General features: G+C 69.7%; 13 protein-coding genes. 4 read left to right on the top strand and 9 right to left on the bottom strand.

Features of this window, described 5'->3' with window-relative positions; translation table 11 throughout:
* Window positions 1-132: 132 nt before the first annotated feature.
* From pbpC to MKK63_RS21890, 4 genes are all read right to left on the bottom strand, one after another.
* Window positions 133-2,256, bottom strand: coding sequence for a penicillin-binding protein 1C (pbpC, locus tag MKK63_RS21905; RefSeq protein ID WP_409564539.1), 2,124 nt, complete (start codon window positions 2,254-2,256; stop codon window positions 133-135).
* An 87-nt stretch (window positions 2,257-2,343) separates the two neighbouring features.
* On the bottom strand, window positions 2,344-2,559 hold the full coding sequence (locus tag MKK63_RS21900) for a hypothetical protein (RefSeq protein ID WP_244005559.1): 216 nt from the start codon (window positions 2,557-2,559) through the stop codon (window positions 2,344-2,346).
* A 399-nt stretch (window positions 2,560-2,958) separates the two neighbouring features.
* The gene (locus MKK63_RS21895; protein WP_244005557.1) at window positions 2,959-6,372 is read right to left on the bottom strand and encodes an acyl-[ACP]--phospholipid O-acyltransferase; all 3,414 of its coding nucleotides are present in this window, start codon (window positions 6,370-6,372) and stop codon (window positions 2,959-2,961) included.
* A 410-nt stretch (window positions 6,373-6,782) separates the two neighbouring features.
* Entirely contained in the window at window positions 6,783-7,040 is a 258-nt protein-coding gene (locus MKK63_RS21890; protein WP_244005555.1) for a hypothetical protein, read from the bottom strand.
* Between the two features lie 181 nt (window positions 7,041-7,221).
* Here MKK63_RS21890 and MKK63_RS21885 point away from each other — a divergent pair, with 181 nt between their 5' ends.
* Window positions 7,222-8,232: an SDR family oxidoreductase gene (locus MKK63_RS21885; RefSeq protein WP_244005553.1), complete on the top strand. Its 1,011-nt coding sequence runs from the start codon at window positions 7,222-7,224 to the stop codon at window positions 8,230-8,232.
* Window positions 8,233-8,288: 56 nt separating this feature from the next.
* Window positions 8,289-9,164 carry an MBL fold metallo-hydrolase gene (locus MKK63_RS21880; RefSeq protein WP_244005551.1) on the top strand — a complete coding sequence of 292 codons (876 nt, stop codon included), beginning with the start codon at window positions 8,289-8,291 and terminating at the stop codon, window positions 9,162-9,164.
* Here MKK63_RS21880 and MKK63_RS21875 read toward each other — a convergent pair.
* From MKK63_RS21875 to nthA, 3 genes are read right to left on the bottom strand one after another with little or no spacing between them, the layout of a single operon-like run.
* Window positions 9,152-9,475, bottom strand: a complete 324-nt coding sequence (locus MKK63_RS21875) for a nitrile hydratase accessory protein (RefSeq protein ID WP_244005549.1) — start codon at window positions 9,473-9,475, stop codon at window positions 9,152-9,154. The two genes, MKK63_RS21880 and MKK63_RS21875, sit on opposite strands and share 13 nt — an antisense overlap.
* On the bottom strand, window positions 9,472-10,131 hold the full coding sequence (gene nthB, locus MKK63_RS21870) for a nitrile hydratase subunit beta (protein WP_244005547.1): 660 nt from the start codon (window positions 10,129-10,131) through the stop codon (window positions 9,472-9,474). Before nthB ends, MKK63_RS21875 begins: the two co-directional genes overlap by 4 nt.
* Window positions 10,128-10,775, bottom strand: coding sequence for a nitrile hydratase subunit alpha (gene nthA / locus MKK63_RS21865; protein ID WP_244005546.1), 648 nt, complete (start codon window positions 10,773-10,775; stop codon window positions 10,128-10,130). Before nthA ends, nthB begins: the two co-directional genes overlap by 4 nt.
* Before the next feature lie 203 nt (window positions 10,776-10,978).
* On the opposite strand from nthA, the gene MKK63_RS21860 reads away from it, so the two are divergent.
* Both MKK63_RS21860 and MKK63_RS21855 read left to right on the top strand, forming a co-directional pair.
* Entirely contained in the window at window positions 10,979-11,683 is a 705-nt protein-coding gene (locus MKK63_RS21860) for a sigma-70 family RNA polymerase sigma factor (protein WP_244005544.1), read from the top strand.
* A 142-nt stretch (window positions 11,684-11,825) separates the two neighbouring features.
* Complete coding sequence (locus tag MKK63_RS21855) at window positions 11,826-12,104, top strand: hypothetical protein (protein ID WP_244005542.1); 279 nt, start codon at window positions 11,826-11,828, stop codon at window positions 12,102-12,104.
* A gap of 48 nt (window positions 12,105-12,152) precedes the next feature.
* Here MKK63_RS21855 and MKK63_RS21850 read toward each other — a convergent pair whose 3' ends face one another.
* Both MKK63_RS21850 and MKK63_RS21845 read right to left on the bottom strand, forming a co-directional pair.
* Window positions 12,153-13,544: an amidase gene (locus tag MKK63_RS21850; RefSeq protein ID WP_244005540.1), complete on the bottom strand. Its 1,392-nt coding sequence runs from the start codon at window positions 13,542-13,544 to the stop codon at window positions 12,153-12,155.
* A gap of 4 nt (window positions 13,545-13,548) precedes the next feature.
* Complete coding sequence (locus MKK63_RS21845) at window positions 13,549-15,168, bottom strand: ABC transporter substrate-binding protein (protein ID WP_244005538.1); 1,620 nt, start codon at window positions 15,166-15,168, stop codon at window positions 13,549-13,551.
* Between the last annotated feature and the right edge of the window lie 194 nt (window positions 15,169-15,362).

Here is a 15,362-nt window from a genome sequence, read left to right as displayed (position 1 = left end):
ACAGGGCACGTTTATACCGCTATTCGTTGATGACCGATGAATCTCCGCATGAATATTCCGCGGCCGGAAAGTGCACGCGTATGAAAAACTTCGGCGCCGCCAAGCTTCCGCAATGCAATCCGTGGTCTCGGGTTATTCCAGCCGGACGGCAACGCTGTCACTCGCTCCGGTTGAATCAAGGACGGAGATACGCGCGAAGCCGACCCCTTGGGGAAACCATTCGGCACGGCGACGCAGCGTTTGCGCGACTGGCTGACCATCGATCAGCCACGTCAGCGGTGGCACCCCGCCCAGCGCTTTGAGGGCGACGGCGTCGCCGTCTCGGCCATGCCCGCCTGGCGCCAGACCGAGGTCGATCCGTGCGCCATCGGGGGGATAAGCAATTCGCAAGGTCGGACCCCGTGCACCGGCCGCGTCGCGACCCAGCCGCTGCAGCGGCGGCGGCAGGCTGCTCGATCCGGCCATCAGGGTGTTGGCCGGCCGGGGAACCGGCTCGGACTCGCCGCCGAACCGCGCGAAGGCGTCGAACAGGATCGGCGCCGCGACGACCCTTCCGACGAGGCCTGGAACCGCCGCCCCGTCCGGACGTCCGACCCACACCGCCACCGTCACACGCCGGTCGAACCCGGCCGCCCAGGCGTCACGATAGCCATACGACGTGCCGGTCTTGTAGGCGATGCGGTTCGGGAGGGCGTTCTCGGGCGGCGGCGTCCCGCGCAGGATGTCGGCAATGTACCAAGCGGCTACGGGGCTCGCCACCTGGCGGCCGGATCCGGGCGCCCCCGCCTCGACGCGGCGCTGGATGCCGAGCAATGTGCCGCCGCGGGCGAACCCGGCATAGAGCCGCGCGAGGTCGGTGAGTGTGATGCCGAGCCCGCCGAGCGCCACCGGCAGGCCGGGCGCCGCTTCGCGCGGGAGTTGGATCCCGGCGCCGGCCGCGCGCAGCCGCGCGATGAAGCGGGCCGGGCCGACCGCCTCCATGAGCGCGACCGCGGGGACGTTGAGCGACAATTGCAGCGCGCGCCGGGCCGTGACCGTGCCCTGGAAAGACAAGTCGAAATTCTCCGGGGCGTAGCTCGCCGAGAAGCGCGTCGGGCGATCCTCCAGCAGCGTTTCCGGATGGGCCAAGCCATCCTCGAACGCCATGGCGTAGACGAACGGCTTCAGGGCGGAACCGGGGGAGCGGATCGCCAGGGTCATGTCGATGGCGCCGCGCCGGGTCGCATCCAGGTAGCCGGCGCTGCCCACCTGGGCGAGGACGCGCCCGTCCCGATTGTCGAGGACGAGGATCGCCGCCGAGAGGTCGGGTCCCGTTGCGGCGGCGCGCTCGGCTGCCAGCGCCTCCAGCCGCTCCTGCAGGGGGGCATCGATCGCGAGGCGGATCACCGGATTTGTTGGATCGGCTGCCACCGCTTCCTCGGCGGCGTGCGCGGCCAGCATCGGGAAGGGCTTTCGTGCGGTCGGAACCGGCTCCGCCTTCGCGGCCTCGGCCTCCGCCGCGGTCAGGACGCCCCGGGCGCTGGCGATGTCGAGAACGCGGTCGCGGGCGGCGCGGGCGCGCTCCGGGAACCGGTCCGGACGGCGGGCCTCGGGGGATTGCGGCAGGGCGACGAGCAGCGCGGCCTGCGCCGCTGTCAGCCGCGCGGGCTCCCGTCCGAAATACGCGAGGCTCGCCGCCCGGACGCCCTCCAGCGGACCGCCATAGGGGGCGAGCGCGAGATAGAGGTCGCGCATTCCGGCCTTGCCGAGGCGCCGTTCGAGGGTGACGGCCCGGACCATCTGACGGAGCTTCGCATTGAGGGAGCGTTCGCGCCGCGGCTCGATCAGACGGGCCACCTGCATCGACAGGGTCGAGCCGCCCGACACGATGCGCCCCCGCGCCAGCCACTGCCCCGCGGCGCGCAGCAGGGCCGCCGGATCGATGCCGAAGTGATGCGCGCAGCGGCGGTCCTCGTAGGCGAGCAGCATCGCCTGGAAGCGCGGATCGACCGCGTCCGCGATGACCGGCAGGCGCCACCGCCCGTCCGCGGTCGCGAAGGGGCGCAGCAGCGCTCCGGATCGATCGAGCACCACGGTGGAGCGTGTCGCCGCAGACGAGAGGTCCACGGGTGGCAGCGCCGCGGCATAGACCCCGGCGGCGCCAAGGCCGGCCGCCAACAGGCCCAGCCCCAACCCCACGGTCACGAGACCCGAGCGGACGGCCAGACGCCGCGCCGGGGGCGCTCCTCCGTCGGGGTCGAACCCGTCCTGCGGCACGTCTCCTCCGGGGTCCGGACCCGCCTTACGGCACGTAGGATTCCCGGTTCCCGCAGCGCAGGCAAGCCCGTCCTTGCGCGGCCCCGGCTACGCGATGCCGATGCTGCGCTGATCCGCGAAGTTCGGTCGCTCGGGCCGATCGAACCGGATCGGGAACGGCACCACGTTCGATGCGAGCGGTGCGACCGCAGCGTCGTAAGTCGAACCGGTCCCGCGAGCCTTGCCAGGCTTCAACCAGCGCCCGACGCGCCTGAAATACGTCCGCCTCGCCAACCAAGCCGGAACTTGCCCGTCCTTCGACATGATCTGCCTCTCTCGATGCAACCCGCGGCGACGATATCCAGCCCGGTCGCTCGATCGCGTCATCGGACCGAATCGGAGCTGTATTCGTGATACGAATTCATACCGGGAGTCGTTGCATCCTCCGTTTGGGTGATGCCGCCCCACGGCTCTGAGGCAGTCGGGCAAAACCGTCAGAGCGCTCTCCGCCGAAGTAGATGCCGGTTCGGCGCGAGAGAGCGCGTCACGACAAAGGCTTAGGGCCGTGCCCGATCGCAATGCGCCCAGTACACGACAGTCGTCTGTCGACAGGGTTGGCAAGCGCGACCTGCCCCCTCTCCCGCACGGGAGAGGGGACCCGTGTCCAATTCGGCGGCGGTGGCGTCACTGTCGTGTACTGTGCGCAATGCGATGGGCACGGCCCTAAGCGGCAGCGGTTTCCTTCGCCCGCTCCAGCGCCAGCTTGGTGACCGCTATTTGATCGACCTTGCCGGTGCCGAGCATCGGGATCGCCTCCAGCACCACCACCTCGGCAGGGATCGCGACGTCGGAGGCGCCGCGATCCTTGGCGAAGCTCTGGTAGGTTGATCGCGTCGCGTCCTTCGCCTGCGTGAACAGGATCAGCCGCTCGCCCTTGCGCGGATCCGGCACCGCGGCCACCGCGCTCAGGTGGTCGGGCCAGAGTTCGGCGGCCAGCGACTCGATGCCCGCGAGAGACACCATCTCGCCCGCGATCTTGGCGAAGCGCTTGGCCCGGCCCTTGATCGTGACGAAGCCCATCGCGTCGATCGCCACGATGTCGCCGGTGTCGTGCCAGCCCCCCGGCGGCGGCTCCAGCACCCCCGGCGTCTCGGCGCGCAGGTAGCCCAGCATGATGTTGGGCCCCTTCACGGACAGTCGGCCGCCGTCGTCGATCCCCGGTACCGCCTCGAGCCGCGTCTCGATGCCCGGCAGCATCCGCCCGACCGTGCCGAAGCGGTTGAACATCGGCGTGTTGAGCGCGACCACAGGCCCGCACTCGGTGACGCCGTAGCCTTCTAGGATGCGCAGGCCGAATTTTTCCGCCCAGGTCTTCCGGGTGGCCTCCTTCACGGCCTCGGCGCCGGCCACGACGTAGCGCAGCGAGCGCAGGTCGTAGGAATGGGCGGACCGGGCATAGCCGGTCAGGAACGTGTCGGTCCCGAACAGCACGGTGCTGTTCGAGCCGTAGATCAGCTCCGGCACGATCCGGTAGTGCAGCGGTGACGGGTAGAGGTAGACCGGTACGCCCGAGACCAGGGGCAGCACCAGCCCGGCCGTGAGGCCGAAGGCGTGGAACACCGGCAAGACGTTGAACACCTTGTCCATCGGGCCGAAATCGATCCGTGCCGCCACCTGGGCCACGTTGGCGAGCATGCAGCGATTGGCCAGAACCACGCCCTTCGGCGTGCCCTCGCTGCCCGAGGTGAACAGCACCGCCCCCGGATCCTCGCCGGAGCGCGCCACAAGGGGCCGGCGGGGCGCCAGCAGGCCCCGGATCTTGTCCCCGGTCGTGATGCCGGCGCGCACGTCCTCCAGGTAGATCAGCTCGACCGATCCGCGGATCGCCTCCACGAGCGGCCCGAGCCGCCCCTTCTCGATGAAGGCCCGGGAGGTGAGAACCTTGCTCACCTCGGCGGCCCGGCAGGCCGAGAGGACGTTGGCGGGACCGGCGGAAAAGTTGATCATCGCCGGCACCCGGCCCGCGGAGGCCAGCGCGAACAGCGTGACGGCGGCACCGTTGGCGTTCGGCAGCATCACCCCTATCCGGCCGCCCACGGGGGCCAGCGGCATGAGCTTGCGGCCCAGGATGTTGGCGCCCATCACGAGCCGGCTGTAGGAGAGCCGACCGCCGACAGGGTCCTCCAAGGCGTTGCGACGCCAGCCGTGAAGATCGCCCGCCTCGATCAGAGCCGCCATCAGGCCACGGTCGATATCGGCGGTGCGGAACACGAGGTCGGACATGATCCCGTAGAGGGCCGCGCCCGCCGCCTGCCGCCGCGCCTTGCCCTTGAGGGCGGGATCGACGGTCAGGCGCACCGGCGGCATCACCGTCACGATCACCTTCGGCCACCACGTGCGGCTGACCTGCCTGCGCGACAGGCGCGAGAAGATCGTGCGCTCCAGCCCGTCGATCTTGACCGGCACGACCATGGCGCCGGACTTGTCGGCGATCAGCCCGGCGCCGTCATAGACCTTCATCAGGCTGCCGGTGACGGTGAGCCGGCCCTCGGGGAAGATGATCAGGGTCTCGCCGCTTTTCACGGCGTTGATCAGCGTCCGCGTCGCGAGCGGGCGCGTCGGGTCCAGCGGCATCGCCTTGGTGACCCGCAGGAACGGCCGCACCCACCAGCGCTGCGCGATCCCGCTGTCGATCGCGAAGACCGGCTCCTGCTCCAGCAGGGACAAAGCAAGCGGCGCATCGAGGAACGACACGTGGTTGAGCGCCACGATGGCGTTCGGTCCGGCGGCCGCGACGTTGTCGAGACCGCGGACCTCAAGCCGGTAGAAGGCCCGGAACAGGATCGACAGGGCGTCCCGGAACGGGCTGGTCGGCAGGGTCATGAACACGATGGCGCCGACGATCAGGTTCAGCACCGCGACGACGGCGAGCAGGCTCGCGATCGACAGGCCTGCCCCCTGTAGAGCCGCGAGCGCCAGGGTGCCGGCCACCATGAAGGCCGCCGTCACCACATTGACGGCGCCGATGATGCGCGCGCGCATCGCCTTCTCGGCCCAGGCCTGCACGGCCGCGAAGGACGGGACGATGTAGAGGCCGCCCGCCATGGCGAGACCCAGGAAGCCGATGGCGACGCGCAGGCCGTCGCCGGTCCGCAGGAAGTCGAACGGACCGATCGCCTCGGCGGATGGCGGCGGCAGGTGGCCGATCGTCCAGGCGAGGTCGAGGCCGAACAGGCCCATCAGCACGGCGCCGACCGGCGTCGGCAGCAGAACGATCCGGCCGCTGGCGAGCCATGAGGCCAGCCCGGAGCCCAGCGCGATGCCGATGGAGAACAGCGCCAGCAGCAGCGTGATCACCGTCTCGGTGCCGTTGAAGGCGCCGCGCACCAGAACAGGCAGGAGCGACAGCACCACGACGCCGACCAGCCAGAACCAGCTCACGATCAGCGAGCCGCGCCACAGGCGCGTGTCGGCCCAGAGGTCGCGCAGCAGCGACAGGGTCGAGCGGGCGATGTTGGGATCGACCCGCAGGTCCGGCGCCCCCTCCCCGGTCGCCGGGATCATGCGGGCCGAGAGCCAGCACAGGATCGCGAAGCCCATCACCAGGGCGCCGAACAGGACGCCCGAGCCGCCCAGCGCCGAAGCCGCGCCGGCCGCGATCGTGCCGAGCAGGATCGCCAGGAAGGTCGCGGCCTCGACCAGCGCGTTGCCGGCGGGCAGCTCCTCGCGGCGCAGGTGATCGGGCAGGATGCCGTACTTGATCGGGCCGAACAGGGCCGCGATCGTCCCGAACAGGCCGAGCGCAACGAACAGCACTGGCACGGACTGCAGCAGGAAGCCCAGCACCGCGGTGCCGGCCGCGAAGATCTCCGCGAATTTGAGCCGCCGCGCCATCAGCGCCTTGTCGTACCGGTCGGCCCATTGGCCGCCGAGGCCCGACAGGAGGAAGAACGGCCCGATGAACACGGCGCTCGCCAGCGTCACCAGCACGCCCGCATGGGCATCGGCCTCCCCGCCGATCCCGAACAGGATCAGGAAGGCGAGCGCGTTCTTCAGGAAATTGTCGTTGAAGGCCGAGAAGAACTGGCACCAGAACAGCGGCGCGAAGCGCCGCGCGGTCATCAGGTTACGGAACATGGCGGTCTCTCGTTCCGAACCTGACTGGCCCACCCGGCATGGTCAGGTCAAATCGGAGCGCGGACAACGCACAGCGAACACGGCGGCGAGGATAGCTCGCCGTGCGGGTCCGCACCGCTGTGCGAGGTTCACGCATCCGGTCTCGAAGGCCGCGAAGCCCTCCTCTCCCCGCGTGCGGGGCTACCGGATTCACAGATCGGAGTTGGATAGGGCTGAGGGGCGGCCGCGCATCTCCCTCCCCCCTCCGCGGAGGGGGGAGGGTGGGCGCGTGTCTCAGTCGGACTGCGATCTGTGAACATCGAAGCCCCCAAGCGGGGCGAGGGGTTTTCAGCGGCCATTGATGGCGGAGCGGGCGAATTCTGAACCCGCAAACGACTGCGCCGGAGGTGTCCTGCGCGCCGGGTGGATATTCAGACCTTCCGGACCACCCGGCCACGACGGCCCGGGATGACAGCGTGCCGGACGATGACGCCGCGCAGGGCGGCGCCGAGGTCGTAGGACCAGGAGATGTACATCGCGACCACGGCGATCACGAACAGCGCCGCCCCGGCCGCGCAGGCCGGAAGTAGAAGCAGGAAGGTCAGCACCATCCCGACCGCCGTCCGCTCGGCCAGCGAGGCCTGGGGCCAGGGATCGATCGGCAGGGAGAAGCGTCGTCTGGAGCGCATGACTTCGACCTTCGGTGGTTCGGCATGACGCAACACAAGCGGTTAACAGCGGCCGGACTCGGTCGTTGCGTGGCGGAACGCGAAATCGTCGCCCCCCGTGACGTTCCGGCCCGATGCCGCAGGGCAACCGACCGGCGCGATCCGGGTTGCCGTTCGAATTCCTGACGACGATGAGGTGGATATGGCTCGGGTTGCGGTCGTGACCGGCGGTACGGCCGGGATCGGACTGGCGGCGGCGCATGCCCTCGCCGAGCGTGGATGGTCGGTGGCGGTGATCGCGCGCGATCCCGACCGGCTCTCCGCGGCCGAGCGGGCGCTGGCGGCCTACGGGCAGCCGGTGCTGGCGATCAGCGCCGACGTCGCCGATTCGAAGGCCGTGGACGCCGCCGCCGCGCGGATCGAGGCCGAGCTTGGGCCGATCCGCGCCTGGGTGAACAACGCGATGTCGACCGTGGTGAACCCGGCCGACCAGATCACCCCGGACGAGTACCGGCGGGTCACCGAGACGACCTATCTGAGCCAGGTCTACGGGACGCTCGCCGCGCTGCGCTACATGAAGCGGCGCAACCGGGGCGCGATCATCCAGGTTTCGTCCGGCCTCGCGGTCCGGGCCGCGCCGCTGCAGGCGCCTTACTGCGCAGCGAAGTTCGCGGTCTCGGGCTTCACCGACGCCCTGCGCTGCGAATTGCTGCACGACCGGGTGAATGTCAGCCTCAGCGTCATCTACCTGCCGGCGGTCAACACGCCCCAGTTCAACTGGGCGCGCAACCGGACCGGGCACCGGCAATACGCGCCGGATCCGGTCTTCGACCCGCGGCTCTGCGCCGAGGCGATCGCGTACGCCGTCGAGAATCCGCGCCGGGAGGTCTGGGTCGGGCGCTCGTCGATGATGATGGCGGCCGCGCAGGCCCTGGCTCCGGCGCTCGCCGACCGCAAGGCCGCCTCCATGTGGTCGGCCCAGCTCTCGGACGAGACCATCCCCGAGATGAAGGGGAACCTGTTCGAACCTGTGCCGGGCCCGGTCGGGATCGACGGCCGTTTCTCCGGTCGGACCAAGGCGAGCCGCAGCGAATTCGTCACGAGCCGCACCCGCGACCTCGTGGTCGGCGGGCTCGCCGGGCTGGCGCTGATCGGGCTCGCCGGTACCGTCCACGCCGCCCGCTCGGCTCGCCGGCTGCCGGATCGGACATAGGCGGCTGCACCCCGTCGCGCCGCCTGCTCCAGCCGCCCCGAAGAAGGTTCAAGAAAATGCCCGGCTATCTGCCCTTCGCGGGCGCCCTGAAGCTGCCCGCCTACACCTGCGACAATTGCGGGTTCTGGCAGCGCCATTTCGAGACCCCGGCCGCCTGCCCGATGTGTCTCGATGCCCGCCACGTCGTGCCGCAGGACGGCTGGCGCTTCCGCACGGCGCGGGAGGCACAGGATGCCTTTCCGTGCCACTGGCAGGAACTGGAGCCGGGCGTGTGGCGGTTCTGGAACGATCCGGTCTCGGGCATCGGCCCGTCCGCCTACCTGATCCAGACCGAGCGCGGGAACATGGGTTTCGAGGGCTGCCCGGTGTTCAGCGAGGCCGCCCTCGACCAGATCGAACGCCTCGGCGGCATTGCGGTGCTCTCCGCCTCGCATCCGCACGCCTACGGGGCATTGCCGCAATTGCAGGACCGGTTCGACCCGGAACTCTGCCTGGCCGCGGCCGACTTCACGTGGAGCGCGGCGCTGCAGGTGAGCTGGCCCTACGACGATTTCCTGGAGCCGCTGCCGGGGCTGGAGCTGCATCGGACCGCGGGTCATTTCGACGGCCACGCGGTTCTCTACGATCGATCGCGAAAAATCTGCTTCTGCGGCGACGCCCTGAAGTTCGAGCTCGATCCGACCGATTTCCGCCGGGCGACCACGATCTCGGCGCACAAGGCCTTCGTGCGCGGCGTTCCGCTCACCCCGAACGAATTGCGCCGCTACCGCGACGTGTTCGAGCGCCTCGATTTCGTGCAGACCTGGACGCCGTTCGAGCCGGCGCGCAATTGCGGCCGGCCGGAGGTGCTGGCGCTCCTCGATCAGCTGATGACCGGCCGGTCGCATGCCGCCCCGGTGCCGCTCGAGAGCCTGCGTGGTCAGGGTCGGTAGAGCGGGTCATTCTCCAGGCGGATCGGCTCGCCGTGCGGCGTGGCCTCGGCGGCCCGCCGGAAGGCCTCCGTCCGCGCCGCGACGGTCTCGGGGCCGGCCACGCGGCGCTCGGCGAGGATGCCCTCCAGGGTGGCCAGCCACGCGCCGTAATCGGCGGCGCGCTCGGGCGCGCCCGCCGGGCGGATGCCCTGGCCGAGACGCTCCGCCCATTCCGACCACGTGAACAGCCCGGCCTCGCGCAGGCTGACCACCATGGCGAAGACCTGGGCCTCCCAGGGGGCCGAAAAGGGGCTGGGCGATAAGTCGGTCACGCGGGTTCCAGATAGGGTTCGAAGGCCGCCACCGTGACGGTCCCGCCGGGATCGCCGCTCTCGCCCCACAGGTCCTGCGCGCTGAACGCAACCGTGTAGAGCCAGACCGGGTTCTCGCCCGTCTGATAGGCGTTGGTGTCGGGAAAGACGAAAGCTCCGTCGACGCGTACGATCCGCCCGCGCTTCCCGCGGACGTAGCGCGGCAGCCGAGTATGCGTGGTCGGGTGGATGTTGCGGGCCCGGACCGCGTCGCCGAGCGCGAAGCGGGCCGGGGCGTCGGTCGCCCGGCTGCTCGGGAAGCCCGCCCGGAAACGTTGCTCCAGGCCGTCGCGCGCCAGGGTCCGCGCCACGGGCTTGGCCGGCTCTGCAGCCCGGCCGGCCTCCATCTCGGCAGGCGTGGCCAGCCCGGTGGCGGCGAGCTGCTTCTCCAGGGCCTTCAGCCAGATCGCGTAGTAGCTCGACGCGAGGTATTCGGCCGGGGGCAGCGACTCGCGGGCGGCGCGGCTGCCGTCGAGGTTCCAGGCGCCGGTGTAGCCCATGGCGAGCGCCATCGCGAAGACGCGCCGCTCCCACGCGGCGTGGAACACCGGCTCGTCCGGCTCCGGCACCACCGGCCCGAAGCCGTGCGCGCCGCCGAGATCCTGGGCACCGTTCATACCGGCATCTCCGCGGGTTCGACCGGCAGGGCCCTGGGCAGCCCGGTGCCGATCATGGAATCGCGCGTGACGAGGGCAGCCAAGGCCTCTTCGGAAAAGCCCTCCGTCCCCGCGGGGCGCATCGGCAGGACCATGTAGCGGGTCTCGGCGGTCGAATCCCAGACCGTGATGCGGGTGGTCTCCGGCAGCGTCACCCCGAACTCCGCCAGCACGCCGCGCGGATCGATCACGGCCCGGGCCCGGTAGGGCGGCGCCTTGTACCAGACCGGTGGCAGGCCCAGCACCGGCCAGGGATAGCAGGAGCACAACGTGCAGACGACGAGGTTGTGCATCTCGGGCGTGTTCTCCACCACCACCATATGCTCGCCGCCGCGCCCGCCGATGCCCAGTTCCGCGATCGCCGGCGTGGCCTCGGTCAGCAGCCGCGTCCGGAATGCGGGATCGACCCAGGCCCGGGCCACCACCCGGGCGCCCAGATGCGGACCGACCTCGGTCTCGTAGAGTTCGACCAGCGCGTCGAGGGCGGCCGGGTCGAGATACCCCTTCTCGGTCAGCAGCGATTCCAGCGCCCGCACACGGGCTTCGACCGGCGAGATTTCGCTGCCGTGATGCACATGATCGTGATCCCCGTGGTGCTGATTCATCGCGCGCTCCTCACGATGCGCAGTCTGCACCGCCGGACAGGCCGCTTCCAGCTCAGAAGCACGGATGGATTAACCTCGGCCGTTAGGCGCCCGTTGCCTCTACCCCCCGATACCGCTGGGAGCGTTTGGTATCGGTTCATATTTCCACCGGTACGGATGTTAGAGCAGTTCCAGTATACAAGTAACGGGATCCGGATACGTCCATGATCGAAGACGCCACGAAGCCGTCGAGCAGGGCCGAAATCGACCGCAAGGCCGATGGCTACGCCACGGCCATCGGGCAGCACCTCGCCCTGCCGATCCGCGACTATTTCAAGCTCGTCGAGCTGGAGCCTCTGCCGGCGCAACTCGGAGATCTGGTTGCGCGGTTCGAGGTCGCGGTCGCCGCCCACGGCCAGCTTGTGCCCTTCGATTTCCGGGGCGACATCATCAAGGCGCTGCCGGCGCTGCGGACCTTCGCGCTGTCCCTGGCGGGGGACGTCAACCGGGCCGACGATCTCGTCCAGGAGACCTTCGTCAAGGCCTGGGCCAACCAGACACGGTTCCGCCCCGGCACGAACTTCACCGCGTGGCTGTTCACGATCCTGCGCAATCAATTCTACTCGGAGTTGCGCAAGACCCGGCGCGAGATCGAGGATGTCGACGGAACGCATGCGGGCCAGATGACCAGCCTCGCCGATCAGGAGGATGCCAGCACCCTCAAGGTCGTATGGGCGCGCCTCGAAGGATTGCCGGTGGCGCAGCGGCAGGCGTTGCTGCTGGTCGGCGCCGAAGGCCATACCTACGAGGAGGCGGCGAGCAAGCTCGGGTGTCAGGTCGGCACCGTGAAGAGCCGGGTGAGCCGCGCCCGATCCTCGCTGCTCGGCACCCTCGGCGTCGTCGTCGCCGGGCAGGCTCCGGCAGCCTGAGCAGCGCCTCCGAAGGACGGCGGCGAGGCGCGAAGATCATCAGTGCTGGGCCGCACAGGCGTCCGCGGTCATGCCTGTCGCCAAGAGGACGGACAGTCGCAATCCCGTATGATCGGCCCCGCTCATCGATTCGGGTGGGGGCATGGACGGGTCATCTCAGAATAACCAGGCCGTGGCCCAATGGTGCGCGGCACACCCCGCCCTTCTCGCCTTGGGTTTATGCCTGTTCGGTCTAGCCACCGTCACGGGGGCGTGGTGGATCGGCATCCTGTCGGACGCCACGGCCAGCGTGATCGGGGTCATTGACGTAGGCTGCCTGTACGCCTTCCTGATGGTCCATTTCGGCGTCAATGCTGTCATCAGCAACGTGACGCTCGTCTGGTGGTGCCTCGCGTCGATCAGGGGGTTGTTCAACCGCTGACGCGCAACCCCGCATCCTGATCGCGTCCGCCGCCGCAGGCCTCGATCCTTACGGGGATGGCTGACGCAGATGCCAGTCGGTGGCCTGCTGGAAGGCCTGCCCGATCCGCAGCGCCATCGCTTCCTCGTAGCCGCCGCAAACGACTTGCAGCGAAAGCGGAAGGCCCTCGGCCGTGAAGCCGTTCGGCAGCGCCAGGGCGCAGAGATCGAGCAGGTTGCCGAACCGGGTGAAGCGCGAGGGCAGGTGCGCCTCGTCGACCGCGGCGAGCGCCACGGCAGCCGATTCTGTGGTCGGCGTCAGCAGGGCGTCGATCCCCGCCAACGCCTCGGCATAGGCCTGCTTCATCGCGGCACGGCGGTGAAGCGTGCCGAGATACGCCTGCGCCGAGACCGTGGCGCCGGCCAGGATCCGGGCCCGCACGGCGTCGCCGAGTTGCGCGGACGGGTCCTCCGCCAACGTCCCGTTGACGAAGTAGGCTTCGGCGTTGGTGATCGCGCTCATCGCCACGCAGTCGCTGAACCGGAACGGCAGGGCCACGTCCACGATCTCGGCGCCCTGCCGGGCGAGCCGGTCGAGGGCGTCGTCGTAGGCGGCCAGCATGTCGGCGGCGACGCCCTCCCGCTCGACCACGGGCATGCGGCCGAGGCGCAGGCCGCGCACGCCGCGGTCGAGCGTGGGCCAGGGTGCCTCCGGCTGGATGCCGCGGGTGGTCGGATCCAGGGGATCCGGCCCGGAGATCGCTTCGTAGAGGAGCGCAGCGTCCTCCACCGTGCGGGCGAGCGGCCCGGGCGAATCGAGGGTCGTCGAGAGCGGCACGATCCCCCAGGTCGAGACCCGCCCGACCGTCACCTTGAGCCCCGTCAGCCCGCAGAAGGCAGCCGGCAGGCGCACGGAGCCGCCGGTATCGGTGCCGATGCCCCAGGGCGCCATCCGGGCCGCCACCGCGACGCCGGTGCCGCTGCTCGATCCGCCGGGCGTGCGCGGAACCTCCGTGTCCCAGGGGTTCCAGGGCGTGCCGAGATGCTGGTTGGTACCCCAGCCGCCATAGGCGAATTCCACCGTGTGGGTCTTGCCCAGCACGATCATCCCCTGCGCGATCAGGCGGCGGGCGACGGTCGCGGTGCGCTCGGCCCTGCGGGCGCGGTGGGCGGCCGAGCCGCCCATGGTGATCCGGCCCTCCAGATCGATCAGGTCCTTGAGCACCACCGGCACGCCGTGGAGCGGCCCCACCGCGTGGCCCGACCGGATCGCCCGGTCGGCCCCCTCGGCGGCGAGGCGCGCATCGGCGGAGAACACCTCCGTGAAAGCCTGAAGCTTCGGCTCCAGTTGCGTGATGCGCCCGAGCAGCGCGTCCACCGCGTCGACCGGCGAGAGGCTGCGCGCGCGGATCGACCGGGCGAGTTCGGCCGCGGAGGCGTGGACGGGATCGAGATCGGGCATCGGCTTATTTCACGCTGACGAGGGTGAGGTCGACGAACCAGGATTGCGGCGAGACGAAGCCGTGGACCGTCTTCGCCATCCCGCGCGGGTTGAGGTCGTGGACGATGAACAGCCAGGGCGGGTTGTCCACGAGGCGCTCGTGCGCGGCCTTGGTCTGGGCGTCGACCACCTTGGCGTCGGTGGTCTCGGCCAGCGCCTTGAGGGCGGCGTCGAACGCGTCGTCCTTCCAGTTCGGGAAGTTGAAGCCGGCCGGGGGGAAGCGGTCGCTCCCGAAGTAGCGCGCCATCACGGCGGCGTCCGAAGAGGGCGAGGAGACGTTGAGCGCCAACGAGCCCTGCAGGCTCTGCGCATCCGGCAGCGCGCGGCTGGAGTTCAACAGCACCTGCCACTCGACCACGTTGAAGCTGAGATCGACGTTGCAGGCCTGCTTCAGGTTCTCCTGCAGGTACTCGTTCATCGGCATGGGCAGCATCTGTCCCGAGCCGGACGACGAGATCATGATCTTGAGTTTCAGGGGTTTCGTATCCGAATACCCGGCCTCGGCCAGCAGCGCCTTCCCCTTGGCGGCGTCGAACGTGTAGCGGTTCTTCGGGGACCCGAAATTCGGGTCCTTGTCGTTGAGCCATCCCGAGGCCGGTTCGGCCGTTCCGTTGAGCAGCTCCACCAGGGCGGACCGGTCGACGCAGTAGTTCAGCGCCTGCCGGACACGCACGTCCTTCAGGGGGCTGTCTTTCGCGCCCATGTTGTAGATGTAGGGCCAGACATGCGGGTACGAGCCCGTGGTGATGGTGAACCCGGCCTGCTTCAGGGACGGGATCGCGTCGGGCGCCGGCACCTCGATCCAGTCGACCTGTCCGGACCGCAGGGCCGCGACCCGGGCATTCGCCTCCGGGATCGGCAGCAGCCGGACCCGGTCGACCTTGGCCATCCGGTCCGGGTCCCAGTAGCCGTCGAACTTGGCGAGATCGACCGCCTCCCGCGGGGCGACGCGGGTGATCTTGAACGGCCCCGTCCCGGCCGCCGGTAGCGCGGCGACCTTGCTCCAGTCGCGCCCCGCCTTCTCGAAGGATTGGGGTGAGGTGAACAGCAGGTAGACCGCCATGTAGGGGAAGTACGACGCCACCTGCGTGGTGGTGATCTGAACCGTCGCGTCGTCGATCTTCTTGTAAGATCCGACCAGCGGCGCCCGGGCCCGGGAAATGCCCGCGCCCTGCGGCTCGAATTGCGGGCTGTCGTTCTTGAAGTAGCGGTCCAGATTCCAGATCACCGCGTCGGCATTGAACGCGGTACCGTCATGGAACTTGACGCCCTGGCGCAGGTGGAAGGTCCAGACCGCCTTGTCGTTCGGGTCCTGCTCCCAGCGCTCGGCCAGGGCCGGGACGATGCCGGCGAGCTTGGTGGTGCTCTTGAGGTCCCATTGCACCAGCCCCTCGAAGATCGGGTAGCCGAGGAAGCGCATACCCTCGAAGCCGTTGTTGGGCATCCCCGTCGTGGTCGGAATGTCGGTGGCCGTCATGGCGATGCGCAGCACGCTCTCGGCGCTGGCAGGCCCCGCCAGGACGACGGGTCCAGTCGAGGCGACGGAACAGGCCAGGGCGGCGGCAATCAGGCGGCGCGTTTTCATCGGACCCCACGGGTGGAAGGTGCGGCTCGCCTCCGGCAAGTCCCGCGCCAGACCGTGCCATGATGCCAGCGTTTGGCGAACGGGAGATGTCACCCGCCGCCCCTTGCGCTGGACCGCCACGGCGTCACGATAATACAGAATCCATGGCGCCGCCGAGGCCGCCAGCGAGAGGGAGAGCTGCCCGTGAGCGATGG

It is taken from the genome of Methylobacterium sp. J-088, assembly GCF_022829295.1.
GTDB lineage: Bacteria > Pseudomonadota > Alphaproteobacteria > Rhizobiales > Beijerinckiaceae > Methylobacterium.
Note: the sequence above shows the minus strand (reverse complement) of the source record. Positions and strands in the feature narration are given on the sequence as shown.

What these genes read in the sequence shown, in the direction of transcription:
- MKK63_RS21900 (WP_244005559.1), bottom strand. Translation starts at nt 2,559, where the DNA reads ATGTCGAAGGACGGGCAAGTTCCGGCTTGGTTGGCGAGGCGGACGTAT.
- MKK63_RS21895 (WP_244005557.1), bottom strand. Translation starts at nt 6,372, where the DNA reads ATGTTCCGTAACCTGATGACCGCGCGGCGCTTCGCGCCGCTGTTCTGG.
- MKK63_RS21890 (WP_244005555.1), bottom strand. Translation starts at nt 7,040, where the DNA reads ATGCGCTCCAGACGACGCTTCTCCCTGCCGATCGATCCCTGGCCCCAG.
- MKK63_RS21885 (WP_244005553.1), top strand. Translation starts at nt 7,222, where the DNA reads ATGGCTCGGGTTGCGGTCGTGACCGGCGGTACGGCCGGGATCGGACTG.
- MKK63_RS21880 (WP_244005551.1), top strand. Translation starts at nt 8,289, where the DNA reads ATGCCCGGCTATCTGCCCTTCGCGGGCGCCCTGAAGCTGCCCGCCTAC.
- nthB (WP_244005547.1), bottom strand. Translation starts at nt 10,131, where the DNA reads ATGAACGGTGCCCAGGATCTCGGCGGCGCGCACGGCTTCGGGCCGGTG.
- nthA (WP_244005546.1), bottom strand. Translation starts at nt 10,775, where the DNA reads ATGAATCAGCACCACGGGGATCACGATCATGTGCATCACGGCAGCGAA.
- MKK63_RS21860 (WP_244005544.1), top strand. Translation starts at nt 10,979, where the DNA reads ATGATCGAAGACGCCACGAAGCCGTCGAGCAGGGCCGAAATCGACCGC.
- MKK63_RS21855 (WP_244005542.1), top strand. Translation starts at nt 11,826, where the DNA reads ATGGACGGGTCATCTCAGAATAACCAGGCCGTGGCCCAATGGTGCGCG.
- MKK63_RS21850 (WP_244005540.1), bottom strand. Translation starts at nt 13,544, where the DNA reads ATGCCCGATCTCGATCCCGTCCACGCCTCCGCGGCCGAACTCGCCCGG.
- MKK63_RS21845 (WP_244005538.1), bottom strand. Translation starts at nt 15,168, where the DNA reads ATGAAAACGCGCCGCCTGATTGCCGCCGCCCTGGCCTGTTCCGTCGCC.